The sequence below is a fragment of the Tardiphaga sp. 841_E9_N1_2 genome (assembly GCF_051811065.1).
Lineage (GTDB): Bacteria > Pseudomonadota > Alphaproteobacteria > Rhizobiales > Xanthobacteraceae > Tardiphaga > Tardiphaga robiniae.
The window spans coordinates 402705-428489 of sequence record NZ_JBPWQC010000001.1 but is presented as its reverse complement, the minus strand read 5'-3'; the positions used below and the strand labels follow the sequence as shown (position 1 = coordinate 428489).

The following is a 25785-nucleotide window of genomic DNA, read 5'->3' as shown; positions in this document are numbered from 1 at the left end:
ATGAAGCGGCGGTGCAAAACGGCCAAATCAGGCCGCCAGCGCGTCGCGCACAGCCTGGATGACACGATCTTGGGTGGCCTCGTCGAGATAGGCATGAACCGGCAAGCTGATGACATCGGCCGACAGCGCCTCGCAGACCGGCAGGCCGCCATCAACGACAGGATAATCCCTGTAGGCGGTCTGCATATGCATCGACTTCGCATAATAGATCGCGGTCGGCACGCCCTGCGCCTTCAGCGCATTGGCAAAGGCGTCGCGGTCGGTGCCCTTGGGCAGGCGGATCACGTAGCAGGCCCAGATCGACGTATTGCCCTCGGCGACCCGCGGCACGGTGACGAGATTGCCGAGGCTGCGGGCGTAGCGGTCGGCTACTTTGTTGCGGGCGGCGATTTCGTCGTCGAAGATCTTCAGCTTTTCCAGCAGCACCGCGGCCTGGATGGTGTCGAGCCGGCCGGTGATGCCCAGACGGACATTGTCGTATTTGTCGGAGCCCTGGCCATGGATACGGATGCTGCGCAGGTCCTCGGCGAGCTGGTCGTCATCGGTGAAGATCGCGCCGCCGTCGCCGAAACAGCCGAGCGGCTTGGCCGGAAAGAAGCTGGTGGTGGTGGCGAGCGCCGAGGTGCCGATACGCTTGCCCTTATAGGTGGCACCGAAGGCCTGCGCAGCATCTTCCAGCACGAACAGGCCCTCGGCCTCGGCGATGGCGTTGACCGCATCGAGATCGGCGGGCTGGCCGAACAGATCGACCGGGATGATCGCCCGGGGCTTCAGACCGGCCTTCCTGGCGGTGGCAATGCCACGCTTCACGGATTCAGGGCTGATGTTGAAAGTGACTTCATCGACTTCGACAAATACGGGCGACGCGCCGACCAGCGCCACGGCCTCGCCGGTGGCGCAGAAGGTGAAGGACGGGCACAGCACGGCATCGCCCGGGCCGATCTTCTTGGCCATCAGCACCATCATCAGCGCGTCGGTACCGCTGGCACAGCTGATCACGTGCTTGGCGCCGCAATATTTGGCGAGTTCTGCTTCGAGCCTGGCGACTTCCGGACCATTGATGAACTGGCAGTGATTGAGCACACGGGTGACCGCCTCGTCGATCGACGCACCCAGCCGCTGACGCTGCGCACTGAGGTCGATGAAGGGAACGGGGTCGATGCGGGTGTGCTGGTTCATGATGCCTGGCCTGCAGAGTCGTGTTGAAGTCTGGATATTGGACGCCGGCGTATGCATGCGCCGGGCCGCGCTTGCGTCAGCCAACCACCTTGCGGGGCGCCGGACGTGATGCTGTGGCCGCGCGCTTCTTCGGCGCTTCAAGGCACTGGATCGCGATTTCGAGGGAAGCAACGCCCTCCTCGCCGGTCACCGCCGGCACGCCGCCGGTCCGCACCGCATCGAGAAACGCCATCAATTCGGCGCGCAGCGGCTCGTCCTGCCCGACCGGCAGATGCCGCATCGAATAACTGCCATCGGTCTTAAAGCCGAAACATTCGGTGACCTGACGGGTCAGCAGATCGCCCATCACATATTTTCCGCGCGTCGCGACCGTGACGGTGCGCGCCTTGAACGGCGTCAGCCAGTTGGTGTTGATATGAGCGAGTACGCCGGATGCCGTGCGGAACTGCAGCAGCGCGATGTCTTCGCGCTCGGCGACGGCGGAAGCGAGCTGCGGCTGCACCTCGACGATGTCGCTCTCGGTGAACCAGCGGATCAGGTCGATGTCATGCACGGCGAGATCGATGACGACGCCGACATTGGACATGCGCGGCGGGAACGGGCCGACGCGCGTGATGCCGATCGACAGAATGTCCTCGCCCTCGATCGCCCTCTTGATGGTGGCGACGGCGGGGTTGAAACGCTCGACATGGCCGATCATCAGAGTCACGCCAGCCTTTTGCGCGGCATCGACGATCTCGCGTCCCTCTTCCACGGTCGATGCTATCGGCTTCTCGACCAGGACATGGATGCCCTTGGCGATGCAGGCGAGCGCGACTTCGTGATGCAAGTGAGTGGGCGCTGCGATGGTCACGGCATCGACGCCGGCAGCCAGCAGTGCGTCCAGATCGGCAAAGGTCTTGCAGCCGATCAGTTTTTCGGCGCGGGTGCGATGTTCGAGCATGGGATCGACGATGCCGACCATTTCGATGCCCGGCAGCCCGGCCAGCACGCGGCCATGATTGGTGCCCATGACACCTGCGCCCACGACGCCGACCCGCAGCGTGCGCACCGCATCCTTCGCTGCGGAAGTTTCTTTCGACACCATTCAACAAACCTCAGAATTCTTAAAAGCCGGCGCGGCGATTCACCATACTGGCGCCGTGGGTTCTCCTAGCATGCCCGCCACAGATGTGGCGATTGCCCCGCGGAGCTACCCAAACACGTTTTGATTCAAAGAATTACACCAAATCGTGAGACCGGCCAAACGCCCCTCACCGACACGGCCGACGGGCCTGCGATCCATTGATATGACAGCACTTTTGCTGCATCCTTGGGATGTCGCGACGCGCGGTTATCACCTGCCAATCCAGAGAAATTCCATGTTTCGCAAGCCGGTCGTCGCGCTGAGTCTCGTCATAAGCGCTCTGGCGGGAACCGGTGCCGGAACCGCCGTTTGGGCACAGACGCCCTCGCCAGCGCCGCCTGCCACGACACCGACTGTCGTCGAGCGGACCGCCAAGGGCCCGACCGCGCGCAACTTCCAGGTCGGCGTTTATCTCAACGTCCAGCCCGACTGCACCTCGGGCACCCTCCCCGCCTTGCGCATGGTGACCCCACCCGCGAACGGTACCGTCAGTATCAAGCGCGGCAAGGTCAGCGCCACCAACTACAAGCAGTGCCTCGCTTTGGAAGTGCCAGGGTTCATCGCCTTCTATCAATCGAAGGCGGATTTCGTCGGCAGCGATGAGGTGACCATCGAGGTGAAGTATCCGGCCGGGCGCACCGAGGTGCAGCGGATCAGGATCGATGTGGGCGGGAGCGGCGGAGGCGCGCCCGCGGGGCCGAAGGCTCCAGCGGGGCAGAAGATTTAGCAGACCCGACAAGCTGAGCCACGATCCGAAAAAGAAAAAGCCCCCGATTGTCGGGGGCTTTTGCATTCCTTGGACCTGCGGCCTGCATAGCTGGCCGCAGTTAGAGCTAAGCCGACATCTGATGATCGATGCCCTGGAAGGCAATCTTGACGATGTCGGCATTGCTGGTGCCATAGCCGTGCAGTGTCGCAACGTCCGCCCACTGGGCACCGCCCGTCGTACCGTTGGTGTCAACCTGGATCAGGATGTCTGAACCGGTCTGAGTCAGCTTGACGTAGTCATTGATATTGGAGCCGTTGGCTGTTGCTCCGCTCGACGGCCCGAGAAGCGCAGACAGGTCGATCTTGTCGCCTTCGCTGTTGCTGAAGTCGAGGATGGTGTCGACATTCGACGCACCCGCTTCGGCGAACTTGAAGATATCGGCGCCCGTCCCACCAGATAGCGTGTCGTTGCCAATGCCGCCAATGATGGTGTCATTGCCACCACCGCCATAGATCGTGTCGTTACCGGCACCGCCATCGAGATAGTCGCCCGCATCGCCGGTGATCGTCACGGTTGCAATCGATCCACCGCTTCCGTCGGAAACGAACGTCGCTGTACCGCTCCGGCCATCCTCCATACCAACAGTAAACGTCGCGCCCACGGTTGCCAGGAGGTAGGCGTCACCTTCCGCAGCCGACCCCGCCCCGAGCTGGTCGATGTCGACATTCATGCTGATCCCTGCCCCAACCGGGAACTGCTGGCCGTAGGGAGTCAGCGTGGTCGATGCCGTATTGTCTGCATCGTCCTTGGAGAAGTTGAAGACATTCGCTCCGCCCGTATCGTTGGACAGGTCGGGTCCCCATTCGCCGTCAAGGTTGCGCGGATTGCCGGCAATGCCATCAAAGATGGCATTGTTATCTGTGCCGGCCTGGAGATTGACCGTCATGGTGTGAACGAAGTCGCCGGCTCCCCCCTTGAGGAACTCGAAACGGAAGTAGTTCGAGTTGCTGCTCAGGTCCTGCCCCGTTGCATGGAGCTGAACCACCACATCGTCCTTGCCGCCGATGAGGATATCATTGCCATCGCCGCCGATTAGCGTATTCGCGCCGGAGTTACCGGTCAGCGTATCGCTGCCGTCACCGCCGGTGACGTTGTCGACATTGGCAATGCTAGTGAAGCCAGTCGCTGCGCCGGTAGCAAGGTTGACTGCAACATTCTCGCTCCAGGCCGATCCGGCATAGCTCAGCGTATCGCCGGCGCTGCCATGTGCTCCAAGATCAAGCGTGACGTTCTCAACATCCTGGACCGTACCACCGGCGAACTGCACGATCTTGCCGTTGGAGACGACCACGTTCAGCGTGTCGCTGTTCGAAGTGCCGGTGATCGCCAGCGTATCGGTACCAGTACCGCCATATACGCGATCGACACCATCACCGATCGTATAGTTGAATGTGTCGTCGCCGACGCCGCCGATCAGCGTGTCATTTCCGGCACCACCGATCAGGATGTCGTTGCCATCCTCACCAACGAGCCAGTCATCCCCGGCATCTCCAGACAGCGTATCATTGCCCAGACCACCGTTGATGTAGTCGTTGTGGTTGCCACCGTAGATCGTGTCGCCTCCGGAAACGCCGTAGAGCACGTCATTGCCGTCCTCGCCATAGATCGTATCGTTGCCCGAACCGGCATCGATGAAGTCATGGCCGCCATTGCCGTGATAGGTCGAGCCAGAGTTTCCGCCGATCAACGTATTGTTGTTGCCGTCGCCGTCAGCGTTGGCAGCGCTCACCGTCGATCCCGCGACCCAGACCTTGACGATCTGGGACGAGCTGGATGTCCCATCACTTGCATTGATCGTAATGTCGTAGATTCCCGCCGCGACCGAGTTGGTGAACGACAGAACGTGGCTCGAATTATTGAACGAGAAGCCAGACGGGAGACTGCTCGCCGACCAGGTAAGCGCAGAGCCTTCCGGATCCGTGAACAAAGTCGAAGGCAGCGTCGTACTCTGACTGTTGTGCAGGCTGCCGCTGGTTCCGTTTGGCGCCGTCACGATGTAACCGATGCCAACCGCATAGGGTTCGCTAACAGCTGGAGCCTCATTGACGTTCGTCACCGTGATCTGGACAGCCTTCGTCGTATCGACGATGCCGTCCGTCGCATGGACGACGATGTCGTACTTGTTGTCGCCGCCACTGTCCGTTGGGCTCTCGAAGTTCGGCCCATTCTTGAACGTCACGGCGCCGGTCGACGACACATTGAACAGCGCGGCGTCGGTGCCGGTCAGCGAATATGTCAGTACGGTTCCGGCATCAGCGTCCGTCGCAACGATCTGATAGGCAGCGGCCGTATTCTCCGGAATGCTAACGGCTGAGGCAGACGAGATAACCGGCGCGTCGTTGACCGCAGTCACGCTCACCGGAATCGTCAGCACAGACGTGGCTGTGTCGAAGGTCGCTCCCGTCGACAGAGTCGCATCGTCATGCACGGTTACCGTAGCGGTCATCGTGAAGGTGCCGTTGTAATCTGCCGCAGGCGTCATCGTCAGCGCCGCAAGCTGTGCCGCTGTGGGATTATCGATGACCCACTTGGTCGCATCCTGGGCATCGACGTGACCAATGTTGAACGTCGTCCCGACTTTCAGCCCACTCAGCACCACCTGGCTGACATGCTCCGAGCCATCCGTATCGGTAAAGGTGATGTTGAGCGGCACCGCCGCAGCAACATCTTCACTGGTTTGGATGCCGGCAGGTAAAGTGATCACGCGGGCATGAACCTCACCGTCGGTATTGGCCGATGGGCTCTGGGTCCATACCGTGACGAGTTCACCCGAACTCAACTGTGTGATCAGATTGCCGGAATGTCCGACGTCATAGTCGCTGGTCGTCTGATCGATGAGGAACTCGGTGCCAGCCTTCGCGCCGGACGCGGTATAGCGCTGGCCGAGAATAGTCGACAGCCCACCGCCCACGGAAGACCATGTAACGACGAATCCACCATCGGCCAGGGCAATGACATCTGGCAACAACTGGCTGCCCGCAGTCGTCGTACTGACCGTGAACTTGCCACCAACCGCAGCACCATTGGCGTCATAGAGCTGCCCCTTGATGTCGCCGTCGAAGTTCGTATTCGCCGTCCAGACGACAACAAAACCACCGCCCTTAAGGCCAATAACAGACGGAGAGTCCTGGCTATCGCCATTTGCCGCAGTCTGTGCAGCAACTTGGAATTCCGATCCGACCTTGGCTCCGCCCGCATCATAGCGCTGCGCCTGAACGGTAAAGTCACCAGAGCCCGAATTCCAGGCGATGACGAAACCGCCATCACTCAGCGCGCCGACGGATGTCGAGAACTGATAGCTCGACGTGTTCGTATTGGCCCGGAATTCACCTCCAACCTTGGTACCGTTAGAAGTATAGACTTGGCCGAACACATCGCTCGTTCCATCGATCTGGTACGTATAGTTGTCCCAGGTCACGACGAAACCGCCACCGGACAGCGCCGTAATGGAGCCATTTGCTGGAATATTCAGATTGCTGGTGTTGACCTTGATCTCCGAACCGCCAGCGCCGGCGTTATCATAGATGCGAACATATTCACCGACATAGGGCTTGTCGTACATCACGACGTAGCCACCATTTGCGAGCCCAACAACTTCGGGTGCCGTATACGGGGCGTTCCCACCCGTAACTGTTTGAACGATGACTTCGCCACCGGCCGGATTCTTATCGGCGCCGTAGCGCTGCTGAACGATATTGTAGCTCGTGCTTGACGTCTCGGACCGCCACGTAACGACGAAGCCGCCATTCGACAGTGCGGCAACCGACGGCTCGGACTGATCGTTCGCCGTTGTCGTGTTGACGCGGAACTCATTTCCGCTCGACGCCGGGGTAGTCGAGCTGACCGTGGTCAGGTTGTAGCTGTCGAGGACCGGAGACACGTTGACCGTCGCCGTAGCCGGCGTTGCATCCTCAAGACCTGTCGTATCTCGCGCCGTGTAGTCAAAGTTTGCCGCGCCGCTCCAATTCGCGTTCGGCTTGAAATAGACGGTCAGCGGACTCGTCCCCGAGAGGAATTGCTCATCGGCAATCGCGCCTGTGCCGTTCGAGTTGAGGAACAGCGTGCCGTTCGAGGGCAGGCTCTTGATACGGAAGCCCGCCAACGTGCCGTCGTCTGTACCCTTGAGCTGAACCGCGATTAGCGCCGTATCCTCGGTACCTGTTACCACGACGTCCTGTGTGGTCGGCGCCGCGTTCTCGACGACGTCGGTAATGTTCAGCGTGAACGTTTGGGACGCATCGGGATTTCCACCAACCGTTGCGTCGTTAACATTGATCGTAACGGCATAGGACGACTTCGTTTCGAAGTCGGGCGACGACCCTGTGTAGTAAAGCTCATTGCCATTCTTGATGGTGAATGAGCCCGCATCGGCACCCGACAGCGACAGTTGGTTGGTCCCCAGCGCATCGTCGGTGATCCCGATGGTCGCCACCTTGATGCCGGCACCGATGACGCTGTTTTCGGCAATCGCCGTAGTCGTATTCGTGAACGTCACCGCCGTCGGAGCTTCATTGACGTCAGTTACGCTCAGGGTGACCGCCTTGCTGCTAGCCATACCGGACGGATCGCTAGCATTGACGGAGAAATTATACGTATTCTTCGTCTCGAAGTCAGGGGTCGCCTTGAACGTGACCACGCCTGTCGTCGTATTGATGTTGAAGGCCGCCGCATCAGTGCCGCTCAGTGCGTAAGTGACTGCACCACCGGCGGGATCCGCTGCCACTGCCGTGTACACGGCGGTTGATGTGGATACGCCCTCGGCAACCGAAGCCGTTGCCACCGATGAGATCACCGGTGCCAGATCCGTCACACCGACGGTAACAGCCTTGGTGTCGAACAGGCCGGACGCGTCGCTCGCCTTGATGGAGAAGTTGTATGAGCTCTTGGTTTCGAAGTCCGGCGTCGCCTTGAAGGTGACCGCGCCGGTCGTCGAGTCGATGTTGAAAGCGCCCGCATCGGTACCGGTCAGCGCGTAGGTGACCGCCCCCCCGGCGGGGTCCGCTGCCACCGCTGTGTACACGACGGTTGATGTGGACACGCCCTCGGCAACCGAAGTCGTTGCCGCCGATGAGATCACCGGCGCCAGATTTGTCACATTCAATGTGAAACTCTGCGACGCATCGGGATTTCCGCCGATCGCCGGATCATTGACATTAACGGTGACGGCGTAGGAGTTCTTCGCTTCGAAGTCAGGCGTGGAACCTGTGTAATAGAGCTCGTTGCTGTTCTTGATGGTGAACGAGCCTGCGTCCGCCCCAGACAGCGACAGCTGGTTGGTGCCTAGCGCATCGTCAGTGATGCCGATGGTCGCCACCTTGATGCCGGCACCAACGACGCTGTTTTCGGCAATCGACGTGGTCGTATTGGTAAGTGTCACTGCCGTCGGAGCTTCGTTGACGTCACTCAGATTGATCGTGACGACCGCCGTATCCGACGAGTCATGGCTGTCCGTCAGTTGCACGGTTTCGGTGAACGACGGCGTAGCCTCATAATTGAGGACAGCGCCAGCATTGACGCTGATCTGACCATTCGATGCGTCGATGACGAACTTGCCGTCAGCCGAAACGGTGTGGCCGATGCCCGTGCCATTGACGAAAGAATAGACGATCGGATCGATCGAACCGTTCGCATCGGTACCGGACGCGGTTCCGACGACGGTTCCGCCGAGGGCATTCTCCGCCACCGTCAAGGTGACGTCGTTGATGACCGGCGCGGCTTCGATCAATTGTGCGGCCGTGACGGTTCCATCGGTGAACTTGAAGTTCTCCACCGTGCTGGCAGCAATGGTGTGACCGCCGGCCGTGATGATGAAGCCACCATTGCCGTCCGACGTAACGACAACGTCCTTCCAGTTGATCGTACCGAAGTCAATCTTGTCGGTGCCGCCGCCACCGGAAAACACGATGCTGGTGTTGCCAGCGAAGTTCGCCAGGTTGAGCGTATCCGCGCCCGCACCGCCGATGATCACGATGGTGCTCGGCGCAATCGCCGTACCTGAAATGTCACCGACATTTACAGTATCGCCACCGGAACCGAGGGTTGCCGTAACGCGCTCGATCTCGTCAGCGCGAATGTTCGCAGCGTTCGGGCCGGTATAGCTGACCTCGATGTCCGTCGCGTTCGTCCCCGTCGAGGGTACGATGTCTGTACCGCCTGTCGCCTTCGCGATGTTGAAGGTGCGCGCGGTCGCATCGCCGATCACGTTCAGGACATCGTAATCGGGATTGGTGCTTCCGGTTTCTGAACCGCCGTCCACAATGTCGGAGCCTGATCCCACCGCATGCACGAATAGATCGTTACCGGCGCCGCCCTGGAAAAGATCGGTGCCGGGCGTCATGACAACGATTTCGTTGGCGGTGCCGCCATGGAACACGTTACCGGAATAGGTTCCGGGAACGCCCTGGTTGTTGACGAAGATGCCAGCGCTGTTGCCGCCCGCGGTATCGTCGAGCGTGTTGTCAATGACACTCGTTCCGGCGCCGCGGACGCGGATGCCGTAGCCGCCATAGGTGGTGTAGCCGGTGATATTGTTGTTTTGGATCAGAGAGTTCAGTGTATCGATCGTGATCAGGCTGTTGCCCTGAGCCGTCGGCGCAATGGGATTCCCGTTATTGTCGGTGGTGCTCATGCCGCCAGCCGTGCCGGTGACATCGTTGTCCGTGAAGTTGACATTCGAGCCGGTCTGGATCGTCACCAGCTGACGCGGCACATTCAGCAGCGTGAACTGCGAGGCAGATCCAACGCCCGCAGGCCCTGAGCCCGTGAAGGTCTGGCCCGAAAACTCGTTGTGGTCGATCACGGCATTCGCGATCGCCTGACCGAACTCGGAAAGCAGACCCGCATCGCCCTTCGCCACAATGTCGTTGCCTGAAATATTCAGGCCGTCATGCGTGCCCTGGAGATAGACCGCAGCGGTTTCGATCGCTGGCGCTCCATCGAAGCCCACGATCGTAAAGCCGTGGCCAGTGCCGCCGATAGTCACGTTGTCAGCGCCCGGCGCGAGCTGAATCGTCCCGAGCTGCCCGGCACCAGCAATGCCTTCGATCGTGGTGACGCCACTGCCGCCGACGGACATAAGGGTGACGTTGTCACGATCGATGATGACGTTCTCATGATAGGTGCCGGATCCGACGAGGACCGTGACCGCACCCGCAATCGAGCCGGCTGCGTTCACAGCAGCCTGAATCGTGCTGAATGACCCAATGAGATGGTTGCCGGCGTCCAGCAGTTGGATCGGCAGCGTCAGCGCGAAGCTTTCGGTGTAGCTGAGACCTCCGGAATCCGTAGCGGTGATCGCCACCGTGGGCGGCAGCGGGCCCGAACTGGTCGGATTGACGATCGCAAGTTGATAGTGTCCCGGCGTACCGATGACCGCGAAGTCGGTGTTCACCGAATTGTCGGGATTGCGAATCACGAAGGTGAAGGATGTATCGTCGACATCCGTCGCGCTGACATTCGCAATCACCGTTCCGGAGCTGGTTGGCGTCGCAGGCAGAATGCTGAGCGCGATATCGGTCGGCGCGTCGTTTACAGCAGCGACAGTCACGGCGATCAAGCCGCTCGAGGTTGCAGTATCCGTATAAACGCCGTCGCTCAGTGTGGCGTGATCAACAACGGTGACGCTAACACCGAGATTGAACGTACCGTTGTAATTGCTGGGTGTGGTGGCCGTGAGGTGCGCAAGATCGATGCCGGCCGGGTTGTCGATGACCCAGACTCCGCCCTGCAGCGAGCCCTGATTGAAGGTTGTTCCGGCGGGATAGCCGCTGAGTTCGATATGGGTGGCTTTCTCCGAACCGTCGGTATCGCCCAAGGCGATATGGACAGCGAACGAGGTGTCTTCGTTGCCGCCCGACGCCGACAGCACCGCCGCATCGGCGATGGGACGAACATTGATCGTCACGGTGGCCGGCGCCGTCCTGGACCCGTCGGAGACCTGATAGGTCAGGACTGAGTAGCCGCTCTCGTTCGCGACGGGGGTGTATGTCAGGTCGCCAGCGGGCGTGACCGACGTGGAACCGGCGGGGCCCCACGGATTACCGGTCACGAGGCCGACGCGCGTCAGGGCGTCGCCATCCGGATCGCTGTCGTTGGCCAGCAGATGGGCGTTCGTCAGGACCTGGTCTTCGTCGATGAAGTAGACCTCGTTCTGCGTCACCGGTGCGTCGTTGCCACCATGGATGGTGATCGTCACCGTCTGGCTGGCGCTGCCGCCGTGAGCATCGGCCACGGTCGCGACGAAGTTCAACGTCACGACTTCGCCAACATGCAGCGCCTTCGTTGCAGCGAGGCCGTTGTCGAGATCGTAGCTCCACACACCGGTCGCCGGGTCGATCGACATCGTGCCGTATGGCGACGCTGTCGTGTTCAACGACCAAGTCAGATGACCCGCGTCATTGGTGTCGACATCCGTGGCCGTGAGCTGGCCACTGATGATCTGGTGCGTACCGCCCGGCAGCAGGCCATGCGCCGCGTCCCATTGCTGCGACGGAGATGCAAATGAATCCTCGTATCCGGCATAGTACGGCCGACCACTTAGACCCGCCGCCGCGATCTCCGCGATCAGCTGATCATGCAGCGCCACATCGGCAACACCGTTCGGCGGTCCGTTCGAGCCGCCGGCGCCGCCGGGTAGGAACTTGTCGTCGATCGAGGCCTTATCGAGATTACCGAGCAGATTGTCGTGCATCGACTGCGCACGGTCCGGCAGGTTTCCATAGTCCGGGCCATCAGCTTCGTATTTCACGACCACGCCACTCAGCGGTGCGCCACCGTCCTGGACGTATTTGGCATATTCGATCGCAAGGCGAACACCGGCCGCATTGATGGCCGTATCGTAATAGCTGTAGTGATCGTCGACATAGTCCCACACCGCAGCGATCGCATCGGCGAAGCCGGCGGCATGGCCAAGCGCAGCCTGCACGCCCACCAGAACCGCATGCATGTCGGCCGGCGTTGCCGCCAGCAGCGCACCGATCTGCGTGTCGATATTCTGATCAATCTCGAACTTGTGGTCCGCGGCGGTGGTCGCCGTCACCGCGTGGTCGAGGAAACCAGCGGCATAGATGTCGGCATGCGTCTGCAGCGGTGCCGAAGTGATGACCGGCGCGTCGTTCACGCCCTCCACCGTGAAGGTGAAGGTGCCCGGGACCGGCGTCGAGCCATCCTGGTTGCCATCCTCAACAGTGACCTGGAAGGTCGTCGTCGAATCTTCCGAGCCGTCATGGGTGAACTTGATCAGGCCGGCGGCAAGCTCGGCGGCCGTGAATGACGTCGCCGGAGCGCCGCCATTCGTGATGGTGCCGTGCTGGACGTTCGATACGTGGAAGACGACCTCGGAGGCGGTGTTGTCCGGATCGGTGTAGCCGAGCTCGGCGGCCGTGAGGGTATGGATGCCGCCTTCGGTGACGGTTGCCGCAAGCGGACCCGCCAGCGACGGCGCGTCGTTCATGGGCAGCACATGCACCGTTGCCGTGTGCGTGATGCTGTTATCCAGACCGTCATTGACGACCACGGTCACAGTGCGGTCGCCCGTGCTCGGGGCATCGCCGGTGTACTGATAGACAACACCGCGCATGATGGTCTGGTAGACGGCGTTGGACGCATCGCCGGTCACTGTGAGAACGCCGGTGGTCGCGTCATAGCCATAGGTAAGACCGGCCGCCGTCAGAGCGTTCGTCGCACTCGTATTGAACGAAAGGCCCTCGACACCGAGCCCATCCGGCTGCGTTGTCAACGTGACCTTCATCGAATGCATCGTCGTGGAATCGGCGTCGGTAATAGTTGCGCTGCTCAAGATCCACTGCGGCAACTGCTCGACGGCGGTGACAGCGATGTCATTGCCTGCCGACGCAGCACCGTTCAGATCGACGACCGGCGCGTCATTGGTGCCATGGATCTTGATCTCGACCACATGGGTGTCCATGCCGCCGTGACCGTCCGAGACCTGGATCGTATAGCTGAGGACGGATTCCCAGCCATTGGGCAGGAAATCGAAGGCCTGGCCCTGCGAATTGAAGGTCCATGCAAGATCGCCGGCGGCGCTGCCAGCCGGGGTCACGTCACCGGTTGCAACCGTCATGAAGGCCAGCAATTGCGCATTGGTGAAGTGCGATTCAATTCCAGAGCCCGATGCTGTCACCGACAACACGTTCGCGGTGACCGTGTCGGAGAGATCGACGTCCGTCACGCTCAGTGTGCCGTTGGCAGTCAGCCCGGCATTGGTTTCGGTCAGGAACACATGGTCGCTGTCGCCGCCATCAATCGAGATCACCGGCTTGTCGTTGCTGCCGACCAACGTGACCGTGATGTCGCGATAGGCCGACGAACCGTGCCCGTCGCTGACGAGGATGCGGAAGACCTCTTGCTTGGTCTCTCCAGCGCCAAGGAAATTCAGCTGTGCATCGGTGACGTGATACTGCCAATCGACGAAGCCATTGCCGTCATTCAACGTCTCTTCCGCGACCACTGCAGTCACGTATCCGATATAGCCCGCACCCTGAGGCGTCACGGTCAGCGTATGGGTGTCGCCCTGATCGTCATAGATCCAGAAGCCGCCGCCGTTGTAGCCGCCGCCCGAGGAGCTGTCGTTAAAGCGCGTGCGATCTGCCGTCGATCCTGCTTGCGGATCGGTTTCCGCATATTCGGTCATCGTTCCGGTGTCGGGAAAACCTATCGAGGTCCCAACAGCGTCATTGGTGCCGTGAATCGTGAACTGATAGACCCCGGACTTGCTGTCGCCATCCGCGTCCGTGACGGTGAATGGCACCGACAGGGTTGCGATCTCACCTTCGCTCAGGCCGTTGAAGCCCCAGCCCGGATTGACCGTCACCTTGCCCGTGACCGGATCGTAGGAGATCGACGGCACGCCGAGCGTGGTACCGGCCGGGGTGGAAATGGTGGCGTGTGCAGTGTCGAATGCCACAGAGCCCGGGCCATCGGCACCGAAGCGGTAGTTAGTCCCGCTGACCAGCGACACGACGGACGAGCCATCCTCGCCGATATCCGCGTGGAAGAGCGGCAGCGACGTCGACGACGCCTGAACCAGGCTGACATTCGCCAGATAGGTGCCGGTGTTGTCGCCCGCGTAACCAACCTCCTTGAAGGTGACGGTGTTCGCACCACCGGCCGCAATGAGGTCGAGCGTCTGGATGGCCATGGTCGAGCCCGGCGCATAGGTGCCAAAGAGCTGCCCGTTCCAATAGACCTGGAGTCCCGAGGACGACGGATCGTACGTGCCGATCTCGAAGCTCAGCGTATAGTGCTGGCCGGCCGTCAGACCGTTGAGGGTCTGGGAGACTGCGATGTTGCCCGGCGATGCACCGAGGTCAACCATCGGTTCGCCATTCGACGTCACAACCCCGAAATAGTCGCTTGGGACGCGCTCGAGCTGAACACCGGTCTGGCCGGCTTCCGTACCGGTGATCTTCCAACCGGTAGCGCCCGTCGCCCAATCACCGTACGAGGCGTCATGCCAGGAGCTGCCGCCCGAGAAATCGCCGTTGGTGAGCAGGTTGGCCTGCGTCGCGTTGCCGATGATCACCGGCACGTCATCGCCGACAACGACGCGCAGATAGCTCTCCACATAGTCGCCGTCACCATCGGTGACGCGATAGCTAAGATTGAATCCTTCACCGAGTTCGCCGGCGCCATTCGGATGATGGATAGCCGCGAACTGCTCCACCTGATATTCGCCGGTGGTCGGATTGAGAGTGACCGTGAAGACCTTCACGTTCACGTTGTTCTGCAGTTGATAGACCTCAAAAACGTTGCCGTTGATAACGCTGGTATATCCACCGGTCGGCAGCGTCGCGCTGACCCACGACAGATGACCGTTGCTGTCCGCACCGAAGTTGTGACTCAACGTACCCGACGCCGTTGCCGTATCGCCGGGCTCAGGATTGCCGTTGATCAGCGCATCGTCCTGTACGCCTGCGCGCTGAACTGTCGTCGCCGGAATGGTCGGGACCGAATCCGTCACGTTGATGTGGATCGCCTGATCCACATAGTCGCCGTCCCCGTCGGTCGCGCGCACCGTGAAGCCGAGATCGAGCGTGTTCGAATTCGCCGCGTGATCGAGGTTCTGGAACAACGTGAAGATATAGGTCGGATTCGAGGGCGAGCTGAGCGCCACGATGAAGACCGGATTGTCGACCGTGTCGCCATGCTTGAAGGCGACGAGCTGCTTCTCGCCATACTGGGTGGTCCGCAGCACGTAGTCGAGCGCCACGCCGTCCGATGTCAGACCGGCCGGATGCACAGGCTGGCCATTGCTGTCGGTCGCAAAGTCGAGATGCGCGCCGACCTTGTCACCGCCGATCGTGATCTTCAGGCTGCCATAGGCCACCTGCGCCAGGGGCGTGCTGGTCTCGTCGACTGCCACAGTCGCCGCAGCACCAGCCAGGACGGGAGCATCGTCGGTCACGGTCACGATGAGCTGATCGTGCAATGCAACGATATCGCCGTCGCCATCGCGAACGGTAACCGCCGAAGAAAGATCGAGCGCAAGCGTATCTGTTCCGCCGGTAACGGCGATATCCTGATGACCCGAATTTACCGTCGTCTGCCCGTTCGGGGCACCCGGTCCGGTCAACTCGAAGTGCACGTTGGGCGGCGTCGAGATTTGTCCAACGTTGATAAAGATCGTCGTGTTCGCAGCGATCGACAGCGGATAATCGGTGCCGCCGGACGTGTTATCCAGGACCCAGTTAACCGCCGTGTTTCCGCTGTTCGTGATGCTGATGATGACATCGCCGTCTGGCAGGCGGCCTTCAAAAGCACGAGGATTGCCGTTGATCGCCGCAACCGCATAGATTTCGCCCGGCTGGTCGATCGCTGCGACCGGAATCGAGGCATTGTCGATCACGTAATTCGCAACGTGATCAATTTGCCCCTTGAGCGTGAACGTATAAGCGCCGGTCGAGGCATTGACCGCGAAGGTGAATATCTGGTTCGAACCAGCCCAAGCGATGAGCGTGTTTCCGACGACCGTATAGGTCAGCGCAACACCGCCCGAAGTCAGTGAAGTCAGTGACGCCGACAGGCCCGTGGTCTCCACCACAAAGGTACCGGGCGAATCCGCTCCCATTGAAACCAGTGACGACAGATTCCCGACGAGGATCGAATCGTCGGTACCTGCATCACCATTCTTGTTATCGGCGTTTCCGGCCTGCGTGCCGGTCGACAGATCGCCGGTAGCGGTGCTCAGTTCGCTTTCATAGACCGCTCCCGTAAGCACGGCAGCAGTCGCGGTCGGAGCGTCGTCATCGACGGTGACCGTGAAGTGTCCGTTCGCCTTGTCACCGTCGCCGTCCTTGGCAGTGAAGTTAAAGGTAAAGGTGAGATCGTCCTCCTGGCCCGCGATCGGATGATCGAGGTTTGCGTTCTGCGTGAAGGTGTAGGCACCGTTCGCCGAGGCGCTCGACAGAACGGCCGAGAACACCACACGGGCATCGCTGAGCGACGTCGGCGCGGTGGCGCCGGTGTAACCGATCAACGTCACGGCATCGATCATCGCATAGTGAACAGCCGCGCCATTCGACGTCAGCGAAGCGGTAACGTCGTTGCCATTGGCATCCTTGACAACGAGGTTGGCGAGTCCGTTCGAATGGTCGGTGAAGGTGACGGCGGCATCGACCACGATCGGGCCGCTGCTCGTATTCTGCGTGACGACCAAGTTGTCGGCCATCACGTAACCGTTGAAGCCATTACCAGTATAGATCTCGAGCCTGTCGATCAGAACATTCGCGAATGGTGTACCCGCGGCATTGAAATGCGTGGGCGTGCCCGACACAAGCGATGCGACATTGGCCACGCTCAGCGTATAGGTCGCGACGAGATTGTTGTTGGAATCGTAGCCCTTCAGAATGACGGTCGGTGTCGTTTGAGCACCCGACAGTCCCAGGTCGATCCCGTCCAGCTTGAACGGCAAGCTGTCATTGGCATTGATGATAATCGGATTGTTGATGCCGCCGAACACGATCCCCGAGGCAGATGGATGATTGACCGTGCCCTGGGTGACGATCAGATCGGCAGTCAGGTTGCTGTTGCCGCTGAACGTAAATGTCTGCGTCGACGTACCGCCCGTAACGGTCGCCGCCTTGCCGTCGGCGCCGAACGCAATCGCTAGGGAGCCGGACGTGGTGCGCGTGCCATTGTCGCCCTGGGCAATCGTCAGATCGCCCGGATAACCGTCGTCCTTGTTGCCGCCGGCCAGATTGCCTTCGTCGACGAAGCCCGCCACGGCGGTCCCGAGGACGACGGTGTCATCGTTGACATTGACGGTCAGCGAGCCGGTCGCCGTATCACCATCGCCGTCGGTGACAGTGATGTTGAAGGTCAGCGCCTTGTTCTCTTCCGTCGTGCTGCTGACTGCGTGGACGATCGGTGCGTTGACGGTGAAGCTATAGGATCCGTCGGCATTGATCACCAGAACGGCTGCGGAGCCGTAATGCGCGCTGGTTGCTGTCCAGGTCGTGGCGCCATTGGGGCCCACCACCGGCGAGCCCCAGGTCGCAGTCTCGGTCTGCGCGAAGCCATTGGCGTCCTTGTAGATGACGCCGAAGGTTGCCGACGTCATCGCAACGGATTTCACGCCGTCTGCACCGGCAGTGAACAGGCTGCCGGCAGCGCCGGAGACCGTCTTGACGTCGGGGCTCACATCGCCCGACACATTTGCGGTGTTGGCCGGGAACAGCGACTGCGCTTCGTCGTCAAGCGTCGTCGCGGCCGTCACGATGCCCTTCGACACCGGTGTGTCGTCATTGACGTTGACCGTCAGCGAGCCGGTGGCGGTGTCGCCATCGCCGTCGGTGACCGTGAAGTTGAAGGTCAGCGCCTTGTTGTCTTCCGCAGTTCCGGGCGTTGCATGTGCGATCGGCGCGTTCACGGTCAGCGTGTACGAACCGTTCGCACCAATGACCAGAACAGCGGCAGAGCCGTAGTGGGTGCTGGTCGCCGTCCAGGTGGTGGCGCCATTGGCGCCCACCACGGGCGAGCCCCAGGTCGCGGTCTCGGTCAGAGCGAAGCCGTTGGCATCCTTGTAGACGACGCTGAAGGTCGCGGATGTCATTGCAACCGATTTGAAGCCATCAGCACCGGCGGTGAACAGGCTGCCGGCGGCTCCCGACGTGGTGTTGGTGTCCGGGCCCACATCGCCAGACCCACCTCCGGCATTGGTCGGCGTGAAGACGGTCTGCGCTTCGTCATCAAGCGTCGTCGCGGCCGTCACGGTGCCCTGGGATACCGGGGTATCGTCATTGACGTTAACCGTCAGCGATCCGGTGGCTGGATCGTTATCGCCGTCGGTCACGGTGTAGTTGAAGGTCAGCGACAGGTTTTCTTCATTAGCTCCGGCCGTTGGATGCACCAATGGCTTGGAGGTTGTGAAGGTGTAAGAGCCGTTTGCACCGATCGCCAATGTTGCCACGGTGGCGCCACTGACGGCACCGATCGCGGTCGAGGTGGTCACGCCACCCGATACACTTCCCGATCCCCACGTGACGGATTCCTGGTGAGCAACGCCGTTGGCATCCTTGTAAATCGCACTGAATGCCGTCGTCGTCCCAAGCGTCACGCTCTTGAACCCGTCCGCGCCGGCCGAGAACAGCGCACCGGCTGCGCCCGTTGCCGAGGTGGCATTGGTGACATCGCCGGCGCCGCCCGCGTTGCCGCCAGCAAACGCATCGTCGTCCAGCACCGTCGCCGCGGTGACCGCTCCCGTCGCAACTGGCGAATCGTCATTGACCGTGACGGTGAATGTCGATGCCGCTGTGACATCGCCATCGGCGTCCGTGGCCTGATAGCCGAAGCTGAGGGTGATATCGTTCTCGTTGTTACCTGCCGGGTGATCGAGATGCTTCAGCAGGTTGAAGGTATAGTTGCCCGAGGATAGATCGCTGAGCGAGACCGTGAACACCTGGCTGCCGGCCGATGGCGGCGTCGAGCCATTCACCGGGTTGCTGCCGGTGTAGCCATAAACCGTATTACCGACGACCCACAGTTTGACCTGCGCCCCATCGACGGTCAGAGGGCCGACATTGGACATCGCATTCTGGCCATCGCTGATGCCAGAGAACGCAACCGAGCGATCGGCCGCCCCGGAATTGTTGTTGTCAGCTCCCCAGGAGATAGCAAGCGATCCCATCGCTGACGTTGCGGCACCGGCGAGATCTCCGGTGGCAGGCTGCGTGTTGCCGCCCGTCAGACCGTCCTCATCGACCGAAACCGCCTGCGCCGTTCCGATAGACGGCCGGCCGTTATCATCGCTGATCGTAACCGTGAAGCTGCTGCTGTCGGTGTCACCGTCCGCATCCGTGGCGACGAAGCCAAGCTGCAGCGACAGTGCACTGCCCTGGCCAGATCCGACGTGATCCAGATTATCCAGCAGCTCGAAGGTGTAGGTGCCGTTGCCCGTATCGGACAGCGTGATGTGGAACACCTTGCGATCGTTGATCGTCAGCGAGCCGCCGTTGTCGTTGGCCATGCCCCAGATCTCCGTATCGGAGATCCGCAGGAACTGCACGGTCACACCGTCTGACTTGAGCACGGGACTTCCGGAGCCCGTGGTGTGCACGCTGTCGCCGGAGTCGATGGATGACGAGAACGCGACCGAACGGTTTGCAGTGCCGCTGTTGTTGTCGTCCGCGCCCCAATTGATGTTCAGCGACTTGTTCAACGCAGTCTGGGGCACGAATTCCTCGCCCCCGCCCACAATGGTCGTATCTTCGGTCAACGTCGAAGCAACCGGTGCGCCGATTTCCGGCACGTCGTCGCGGATCGTCACGGTAAAGTTGCTGCTGCTGGTATCGCCGTCACCGTCAGTCGCGGTGTAGCTGAAGGTCAGGTTAACCAGATTGGTGCCGCTGCCGGTAGGATGATCGAGGTTACCGAGCAGCTTGAAGGTGTAGGAGCCATCATTGGCATCGCTGAGCGTCACTTCGAAAATGCGCGTGCCGCTTGCCAGGTTGGCGCCGATATAGCCGACCAGCTTCTGACCGTCGAATGCGTATTGAACCGTCTGGCCATCCGAGCGGAGCGTCAGGTTCTGGCCATTGCTGTTCTCTGCATCGACGTTGTCCGCCGCCGAGTTGAAGCGGAAGCCCACAGTGCGATCGCCGAGCCCGCCTCCGGCGGACGGATTCGCGTCATCCGCGCCCCAGGAGATGTTGAGATCACCGGTAGTGGTCAGACCGGGCGCATTCGGCGATGTGCCATTCGAGAGATCATTTTCATTGATGGTCCGGCCATCGCCGGTATGTGCCTCAGGCGCGTCATCCACGACGGAGACCACGAAATCGGCCGTCGCGGAGTCGCCGTCGGAATCGGTGGCCTTGATGCCAAAAGATAGAGTCCGGCTGTCATCATTCTGCCCCGACGCAGCGTGATCGATATTGTCAAACAGCGTGAATTTGTAGCTGCCATCACCACTATCGGACAGTTCGACGGTGAACACTGTGCGGACGCCAGCCTTCGCAGTCAGCACAGTTCCGTCCGCCGAGATCGAATAGACGATCGCGGTACCGTCGGACGTCAGACCCGTGGCGCCCGCTGCGGTCGTGAAAACGACCGAACGGTTGTTTGTTGCGCCCGAATTATTGTTATCTGCACCCCAGTTGATGTTGAGATCACCGAGCTGAACGGTCGAGTTCGGCGCGTCCGGGAATGTCGTGTCATAGAACGTGGTCGGCAGACTGTCCTCACGAACGGATTCGGACTCCGCGTTACCGATGGTCGGCACATCATCCTTGACCGTAACGCTGAATACGCTGCTGCTCTTGTCGCCGTCCGAGTCGGTGGCCGTATAGTCGAACGTAAAGGTCAGTGTGTTCTGACCATCGGCGGTCGGATGATCGACATGTCCGAGCAGCGTGAACGTGTACGAGCCGGTGTTGTCATCGTCGAGAGAGACGACGAACACACGGTTGAACAACGGGTTGTTGCCGGTATAGGCGACGAGATCCCCGCCAATAATAGCATAGTGGACGGTGGCTCCGTCGGATGTCAGGCTCACCGGATTATTATTGGCATCGCGCACCACGACATTGTCCGCAGCCGTCGTGTGCTCGAACGACACCGAACGGTTGGCAGTATTCCCACCATCGTGATCGTCAGAGTTCCAGTCGATGTTCAGCCGGCCGCCGACCTGCAGGTCGAAGATGTTCGGCGATGTCCCACTCAAGAGATCGTCCTCGTCCACGCCGCGCGTGTCTCCCACGCCTGCCACCGGCACGTCGTCGGTCACATGGACGGTGAAGCTGGCTGGCGCCGTCGTGTCGCCGTCACTGTCGGTCGCCGTGAAGCCGAAGGTGAGCGCCAGGTCGTTCTTGGCGTTGCCTGAGGCATGATCGAGATTGTCGAGAAGCTTGAACGCATAGGTGCCGTTGGCCGTATCGGATAGCTGAACGGTGAAGACCGTCGTTCCACCTGCCTTGGCCGTCAGCAACTGCCCATTGTCCGAGAAGCTGTAGGTCAGCGCCGTCCCGTTCGATGTCAGATGCAGCGCGTTCAGGCTCGTCAGCGTCGCGGCGGTGAAGACCACCGAACGATCGCTCGTCCCTGGTCCTGACACCTGGTTGTTGTCATCCGAATTCCAATCCACCGCGAGTGAGCCGGTTGCGGTCGCGGAAATGAATGCGTTCGACGACGACGGACTGGTGCTCTCGACGAGAGTCAGGGCATCCGGGGTACCGATGCTCGGCGAGTCGTCGGTGACATTGACCGTAAAGGATGCAGGCGGCGTGGTATCGCCGTCACTATCAGTCGCCGTGAACGAGAATGTCAGCGGCAGGCTGGCGCCATTCGCGCCGGCGTGGTCCAGGTTGTCGAGCAGATTGAACGTGTAGGCACCGTTGCCGGTATCCGAGAGCTGCACAGTGAACACCGTGCGTGCGCCCGCTGTCGCTGTCAGCAACATGCCGTTGTCGGACAGCGTGTAGATGATCGTCTGGCCGTTGGAGGTCAGACCCGACGGCGCCGCGCTGGTGGTGAAGGCGACGCTGCGATCATTCGTGCCGCCGGCGTTGGCATCATCGGAATTCCAGTCAACATTCAGCGAGATGCCGTTCAAGGCCTTCGCGATAAATGCGTTGGAGCTCTCGGCTGATGTACTCTCGACCAGGGTTTCGCCAGCAATGGCGCCGGTCGTCGGCACGTCGTCGTTGATGTTGACACTAAATGACGAACCAACCGGGTCGCCATCGGCATCCGTCGCCGTGAAGTTGAAGCCGAGCGCGATCGACGCACCGTTGGCTCCGACGTGGTCCAGGTTATCCAGCAGGGTGAAGGTGTACGTGCCGCTATCGACGTCAGACAGCTTCACGGTGAAAACGACGCGTTCACCCGCCGAGGCAGTCAACAGCGTTCCGTTTTCCGACAGCACATAGGTGATGGCCTCACCATTCGAGGTGAGCCCGGAAGGCGCTGCGGCGGTCGTGAAAGCGACCTTGCGGTCGATCGACGCGCCGTTGTTGTTCACGTCGTCGGCGCCCCAATTGATATTGAGCGAAACATTATCGAGCGAAGTCGACACAAAGCCGTTCGTCGCACCGCTCTGCGTCTGCTCGGACAGCGTCTGGCTCTCGATTCCACCTGCCGTCGGCACATCGTCAGTAATGTTGACCGTGAAACTCGCTGGAACCGTCGAGTCGCCATCGCTGTCGGTCGCAATGAAGCCAAATGTCAGCGCCTGGCTGCCTTCGGAGCTGCCCCGATGGTCCAGATTGTCCAGCAAGGTGAAGTCGTAGCTGCCATTTCCGCTGTCGGACAACTGCACGGTGAAGATCGTGCGCGCGCTATGGCCTTCACTGGCCGCAGTCGTCGCCGTCAACAACGTGCCACCCGCGGAGATCGTGTAGATGATCGTCGCACCGTCGGAGGTCAGGCCGAGGTTCTCGAGAGCGGTTTGCGTCGCAGCGGTGAATGTGACCGAGCGATCATGCGCGCCGCCCACGGCCGTCGGATTCTGATTGTCCGAACGCCAATCGATGTGCAGCGATACGGCGCCCGTGTCCTTCGGCGCAAATGAACCGCCGACAACCAGCAAGGAGGGCATGTCCCCGCCGCCTTCGCTCGGCAGCGTTTTGCCTTCGCTCAGGGTGCTTGCGTCGGCCGGACCGGTCACAACCGGCACCGTATCCGCAATCACCGCATGCAGCGTGCCGTTGACCGTATCGCCATCGCTGTCCGTCGCAGTGAAGTTGAAGGCCAGATCGATGTTCTGGAACGTGGCTGAACCATTATCGTGATCCAGCGAACGATACTGGGTGACGACATAGCTGCCGCTATTGCTGGCGTCGGACAGGGTCACGACGAAGACGACGTTGTTGGCAATTCCACCTTCGCCACCCTCGCCTTCACCGCTCGGCGTGCCGCTCCGCTGCAGGTCGGCGAGGCTGGTCGGCGCGGTCGCGCCTGTATAGGCAACCAGCACAGTGCCGTTTTCGAGCAGCACGTAGTGGACGGTCTCGCCATGCGACGTCAGCGTACCGATGGCCGTTGCGCCGTCGCCAGTGGCCGTCACCTGCGTGTTGGCAAACACGGCCGAGCGGTCGCCCGTTGCGCCGGTGGTCGCGGATACGCCGCCATCGACATGATCGTTGTAGCGATCGGCACCCCAGGAGATTCCCAGCGAGCCCGTCTGCGTCGCCGGATTGCCGGACAGCGGATCCGTCAGCGCGGCATCGGCAGGCGTGCCGATCACTGGCGTATCGTCGTTGATGCCGATCGGAATCGTGACGGCCACAGTGTCGCCACTACCATCCGTCGCGATCACGTTGATCGAGAGATTGATCGTGTCTTCGGTACCGCCGATCGGATGATCGAGCGGACGCAACAGCGTGAAGGTATAGTTGCCCTGCAGCGATGAAGCATCCAGGGACACCGTGAAGACCTGATTGGCGGCGACATTGAAATCGCCACCGACATAGCCGATCAGCACGGGCTGGCCGTTCACGGTGGTGAAAGCGAGCTGAACGGTCTGACCATCCGAGGTCAGGCCGGCGAGCGTCGGCTGATTCAGCGAGAACGCGAAGCTGCGATTCGAACCATCGGTACCGAAATCGACATTGAGCGAACCGGTCACGGACGTCGCGGTGCCGCCCGTGTCACCGGTGCCGCCGAGATTACCTTCCGCAAAACCGTCTTCGTTCAGCGTCACCGCCGTCACGCCGCCGGGAATCGGCGACGGGTTAGGCGTTCCATCGTCGAGATTGTCGAAGCCGCCGCCAGTGTCTTCGCCCGTCAGCAGCGCGAGACGCGCGCCCGAAGCACCGAGCGCGCCAACGGTCGCATCACCGAAATTCGCGCCGCCCGTCGGGCCCGTTGCACCGCCGGCTGCGGGCAGAACGGACTGATCGGTGGTGATCGGAAATGTTTGCGCGAACTGCTCGCCTGTCAGCGTGCGATCGGAGCCCATGTCGAATGCGAGATCGGTGAGCGGCTTGCCCATCGAGTCGAACACCGGATCGACAGTCACCGTCGACTGATTGTCGAACAGGATGATCAGCTTTTCACCAACCTTGACGAAGGTCAGCTTCTCGCTCGCGATATCAGCAAAATCGAGCTTGGTATTCCCGTCGAGATGGACCGAAATCGCCTGCCCATTTTGCGGCTTCTCGAGCTTCAGGTTCTTCGGAGACGGCGGGGTCTGCGTGGTGGAACCGGCGAGCTGCGCGAGCAATACGGGAGCGTTCATGACTACAACCTCAAGCTGATCGGACCGAAAATGTCCAAGTCCTGCGAGGGTTAAAATATTCTTAAGAACGCAGAGACGTCAATGAATACCTGTAAAATTTGAAGCGTTTTCGTTGCATTGGTTAAGTTCAAAAATGAAACAGCGTATTAATAAAGATGAACCATTCGACAGTAATACTTCGTCTAGACAGTCTATTTTTGGGAATGCCCGGAAAAATCCACAAATCGCGGCGTATCTATTGTAAAAATAAGAAAGTATTCGAAAAAACGACTTATTTTATACTTTGTAAGATGACTTCTCATATCGCACTGAACAACGAAATCAGCTCACAACCACAGGCACGTCCGCCAATATTGGACGGGCGCCTGAATTTGCTTTCGCGAGCCGATATCGACAGCGGCGCGAACCGCCGCGTGGTGATCGCCCTTCGCGAGTAAATTTCGAAATGGGACAGTTGCTTAAAGCGCACTCGTGTCACGGCCAGATGGCAGGGTCGCCATTTGCAGCGCGCATTCCGCGAATCTCTGGGATCGCGGACTTGTTCTCCAGACACAGACGTGAGTCAGCAAGCTGCGCAGATGCGCAACTCGCTATCGCAGGACTGCTATCGCAGGAGATAATTGATAGGATAAAAGTCTAGATACGGGTAACGACGCACGCGACCGGGCTATACTTGGCCCGATACAACAGCGCGTGCTCGCGAATGCCATCCAGCCATACGCCACGGCCTGCATAGCGATATCCCTCACCCATCGGGATCAGGCGAACAGGCATTGCACGGCGCGGGGTCAGGTACAGATGGCCGGTGACGATATCACCCGGAAAGGTCACACGGCCGGAGGTCAGCTTGTAGACCGCCCCATTCTGACAATCGACGGAGAAGGCAGCGCCCGGAAGCAGGCCTTCGGCATGCGAGACAGTTGCACCGGAAGCCATTCCGGCCACCACCAACAAACCCAACAGCGTGTGCTTGAAGCGCATCTCAATCCCCTCGTCGACCTCACCCTGGCGCATTAAGAG

Annotated in this window: 5 protein-coding genes; 1 reads left to right on the top strand and 4 read right to left on the bottom strand. The window is 60.6% G+C overall.

The window, feature by feature from the left end:
- Positions 1 to 27: 27 nt before the first annotated feature.
- Both AB8A50_RS01805 and AB8A50_RS01800 read right to left on the bottom strand, forming a co-directional pair.
- Positions 28 to 1179 carry a DegT/DnrJ/EryC1/StrS family aminotransferase gene (locus tag AB8A50_RS01805; RefSeq protein ID WP_439057869.1) on the bottom strand — a complete coding sequence of 384 codons (1152 nt, stop codon included), beginning with the start codon at positions 1177 to 1179 and terminating at the stop codon, positions 28 to 30.
- Between the two features lie 76 nt (positions 1180 to 1255).
- Positions 1256 to 2266, bottom strand: a complete 1011-nt coding sequence (locus AB8A50_RS01800) for a Gfo/Idh/MocA family protein (protein WP_439057867.1) — start codon at positions 2264 to 2266, stop codon at positions 1256 to 1258.
- Between the two features lie 274 nt (positions 2267 to 2540).
- Here AB8A50_RS01800 and AB8A50_RS01795 point away from each other — a divergent pair, with 274 nt between their 5' ends.
- Positions 2541 to 3032, top strand: coding sequence for a hypothetical protein (locus AB8A50_RS01795; RefSeq protein WP_439079902.1), 492 nt, complete (start codon positions 2541 to 2543; stop codon positions 3030 to 3032).
- Positions 3033 to 3138: 106 nt separating this feature from the next.
- On the opposite strand, the gene AB8A50_RS01790 is transcribed toward AB8A50_RS01795, so the two are convergent.
- Both AB8A50_RS01790 and AB8A50_RS01785 read right to left on the bottom strand, forming a co-directional pair.
- On the bottom strand, positions 3139 to 24765 hold the full coding sequence (locus AB8A50_RS01790) for a T1SS-143 repeat domain-containing protein (protein ID WP_439076558.1): 21627 nt from the start codon (positions 24763 to 24765) through the stop codon (positions 3139 to 3141).
- Positions 24766 to 25401: 636 nt separating this feature from the next.
- Positions 25402 to 25746, bottom strand: a complete 345-nt coding sequence (locus AB8A50_RS01785; protein WP_439076557.1) for a hypothetical protein — start codon at positions 25744 to 25746, stop codon at positions 25402 to 25404.
- Positions 25747 to 25785 lie beyond the last annotated feature (39 nt).

What these genes read in the sequence shown, in the direction of transcription:
- AB8A50_RS01805 (WP_439057869.1), bottom strand. Translation starts at nt 1,179, where the DNA reads ATGAACCAGCACACCCGCATCGACCCCGTTCCCTTCATCGACCTCAGT.
- AB8A50_RS01800 (WP_439057867.1), bottom strand. Translation starts at nt 2,266, where the DNA reads ATGGTGTCGAAAGAAACTTCCGCAGCGAAGGATGCGGTGCGCACGCTG.
- AB8A50_RS01795 (WP_439079902.1), top strand. Translation starts at nt 2,541, where the DNA reads ATGTTTCGCAAGCCGGTCGTCGCGCTGAGTCTCGTCATAAGCGCTCTG.
- AB8A50_RS01790 (WP_439076558.1), bottom strand. Translation starts at nt 24,765, where the DNA reads ATGAACGCTCCCGTATTGCTCGCGCAGCTCGCCGGTTCCACCACGCAG.
- AB8A50_RS01785 (WP_439076557.1), bottom strand. Translation starts at nt 25,746, where the DNA reads ATGCGCTTCAAGCACACGCTGTTGGGTTTGTTGGTGGTGGCCGGAATG.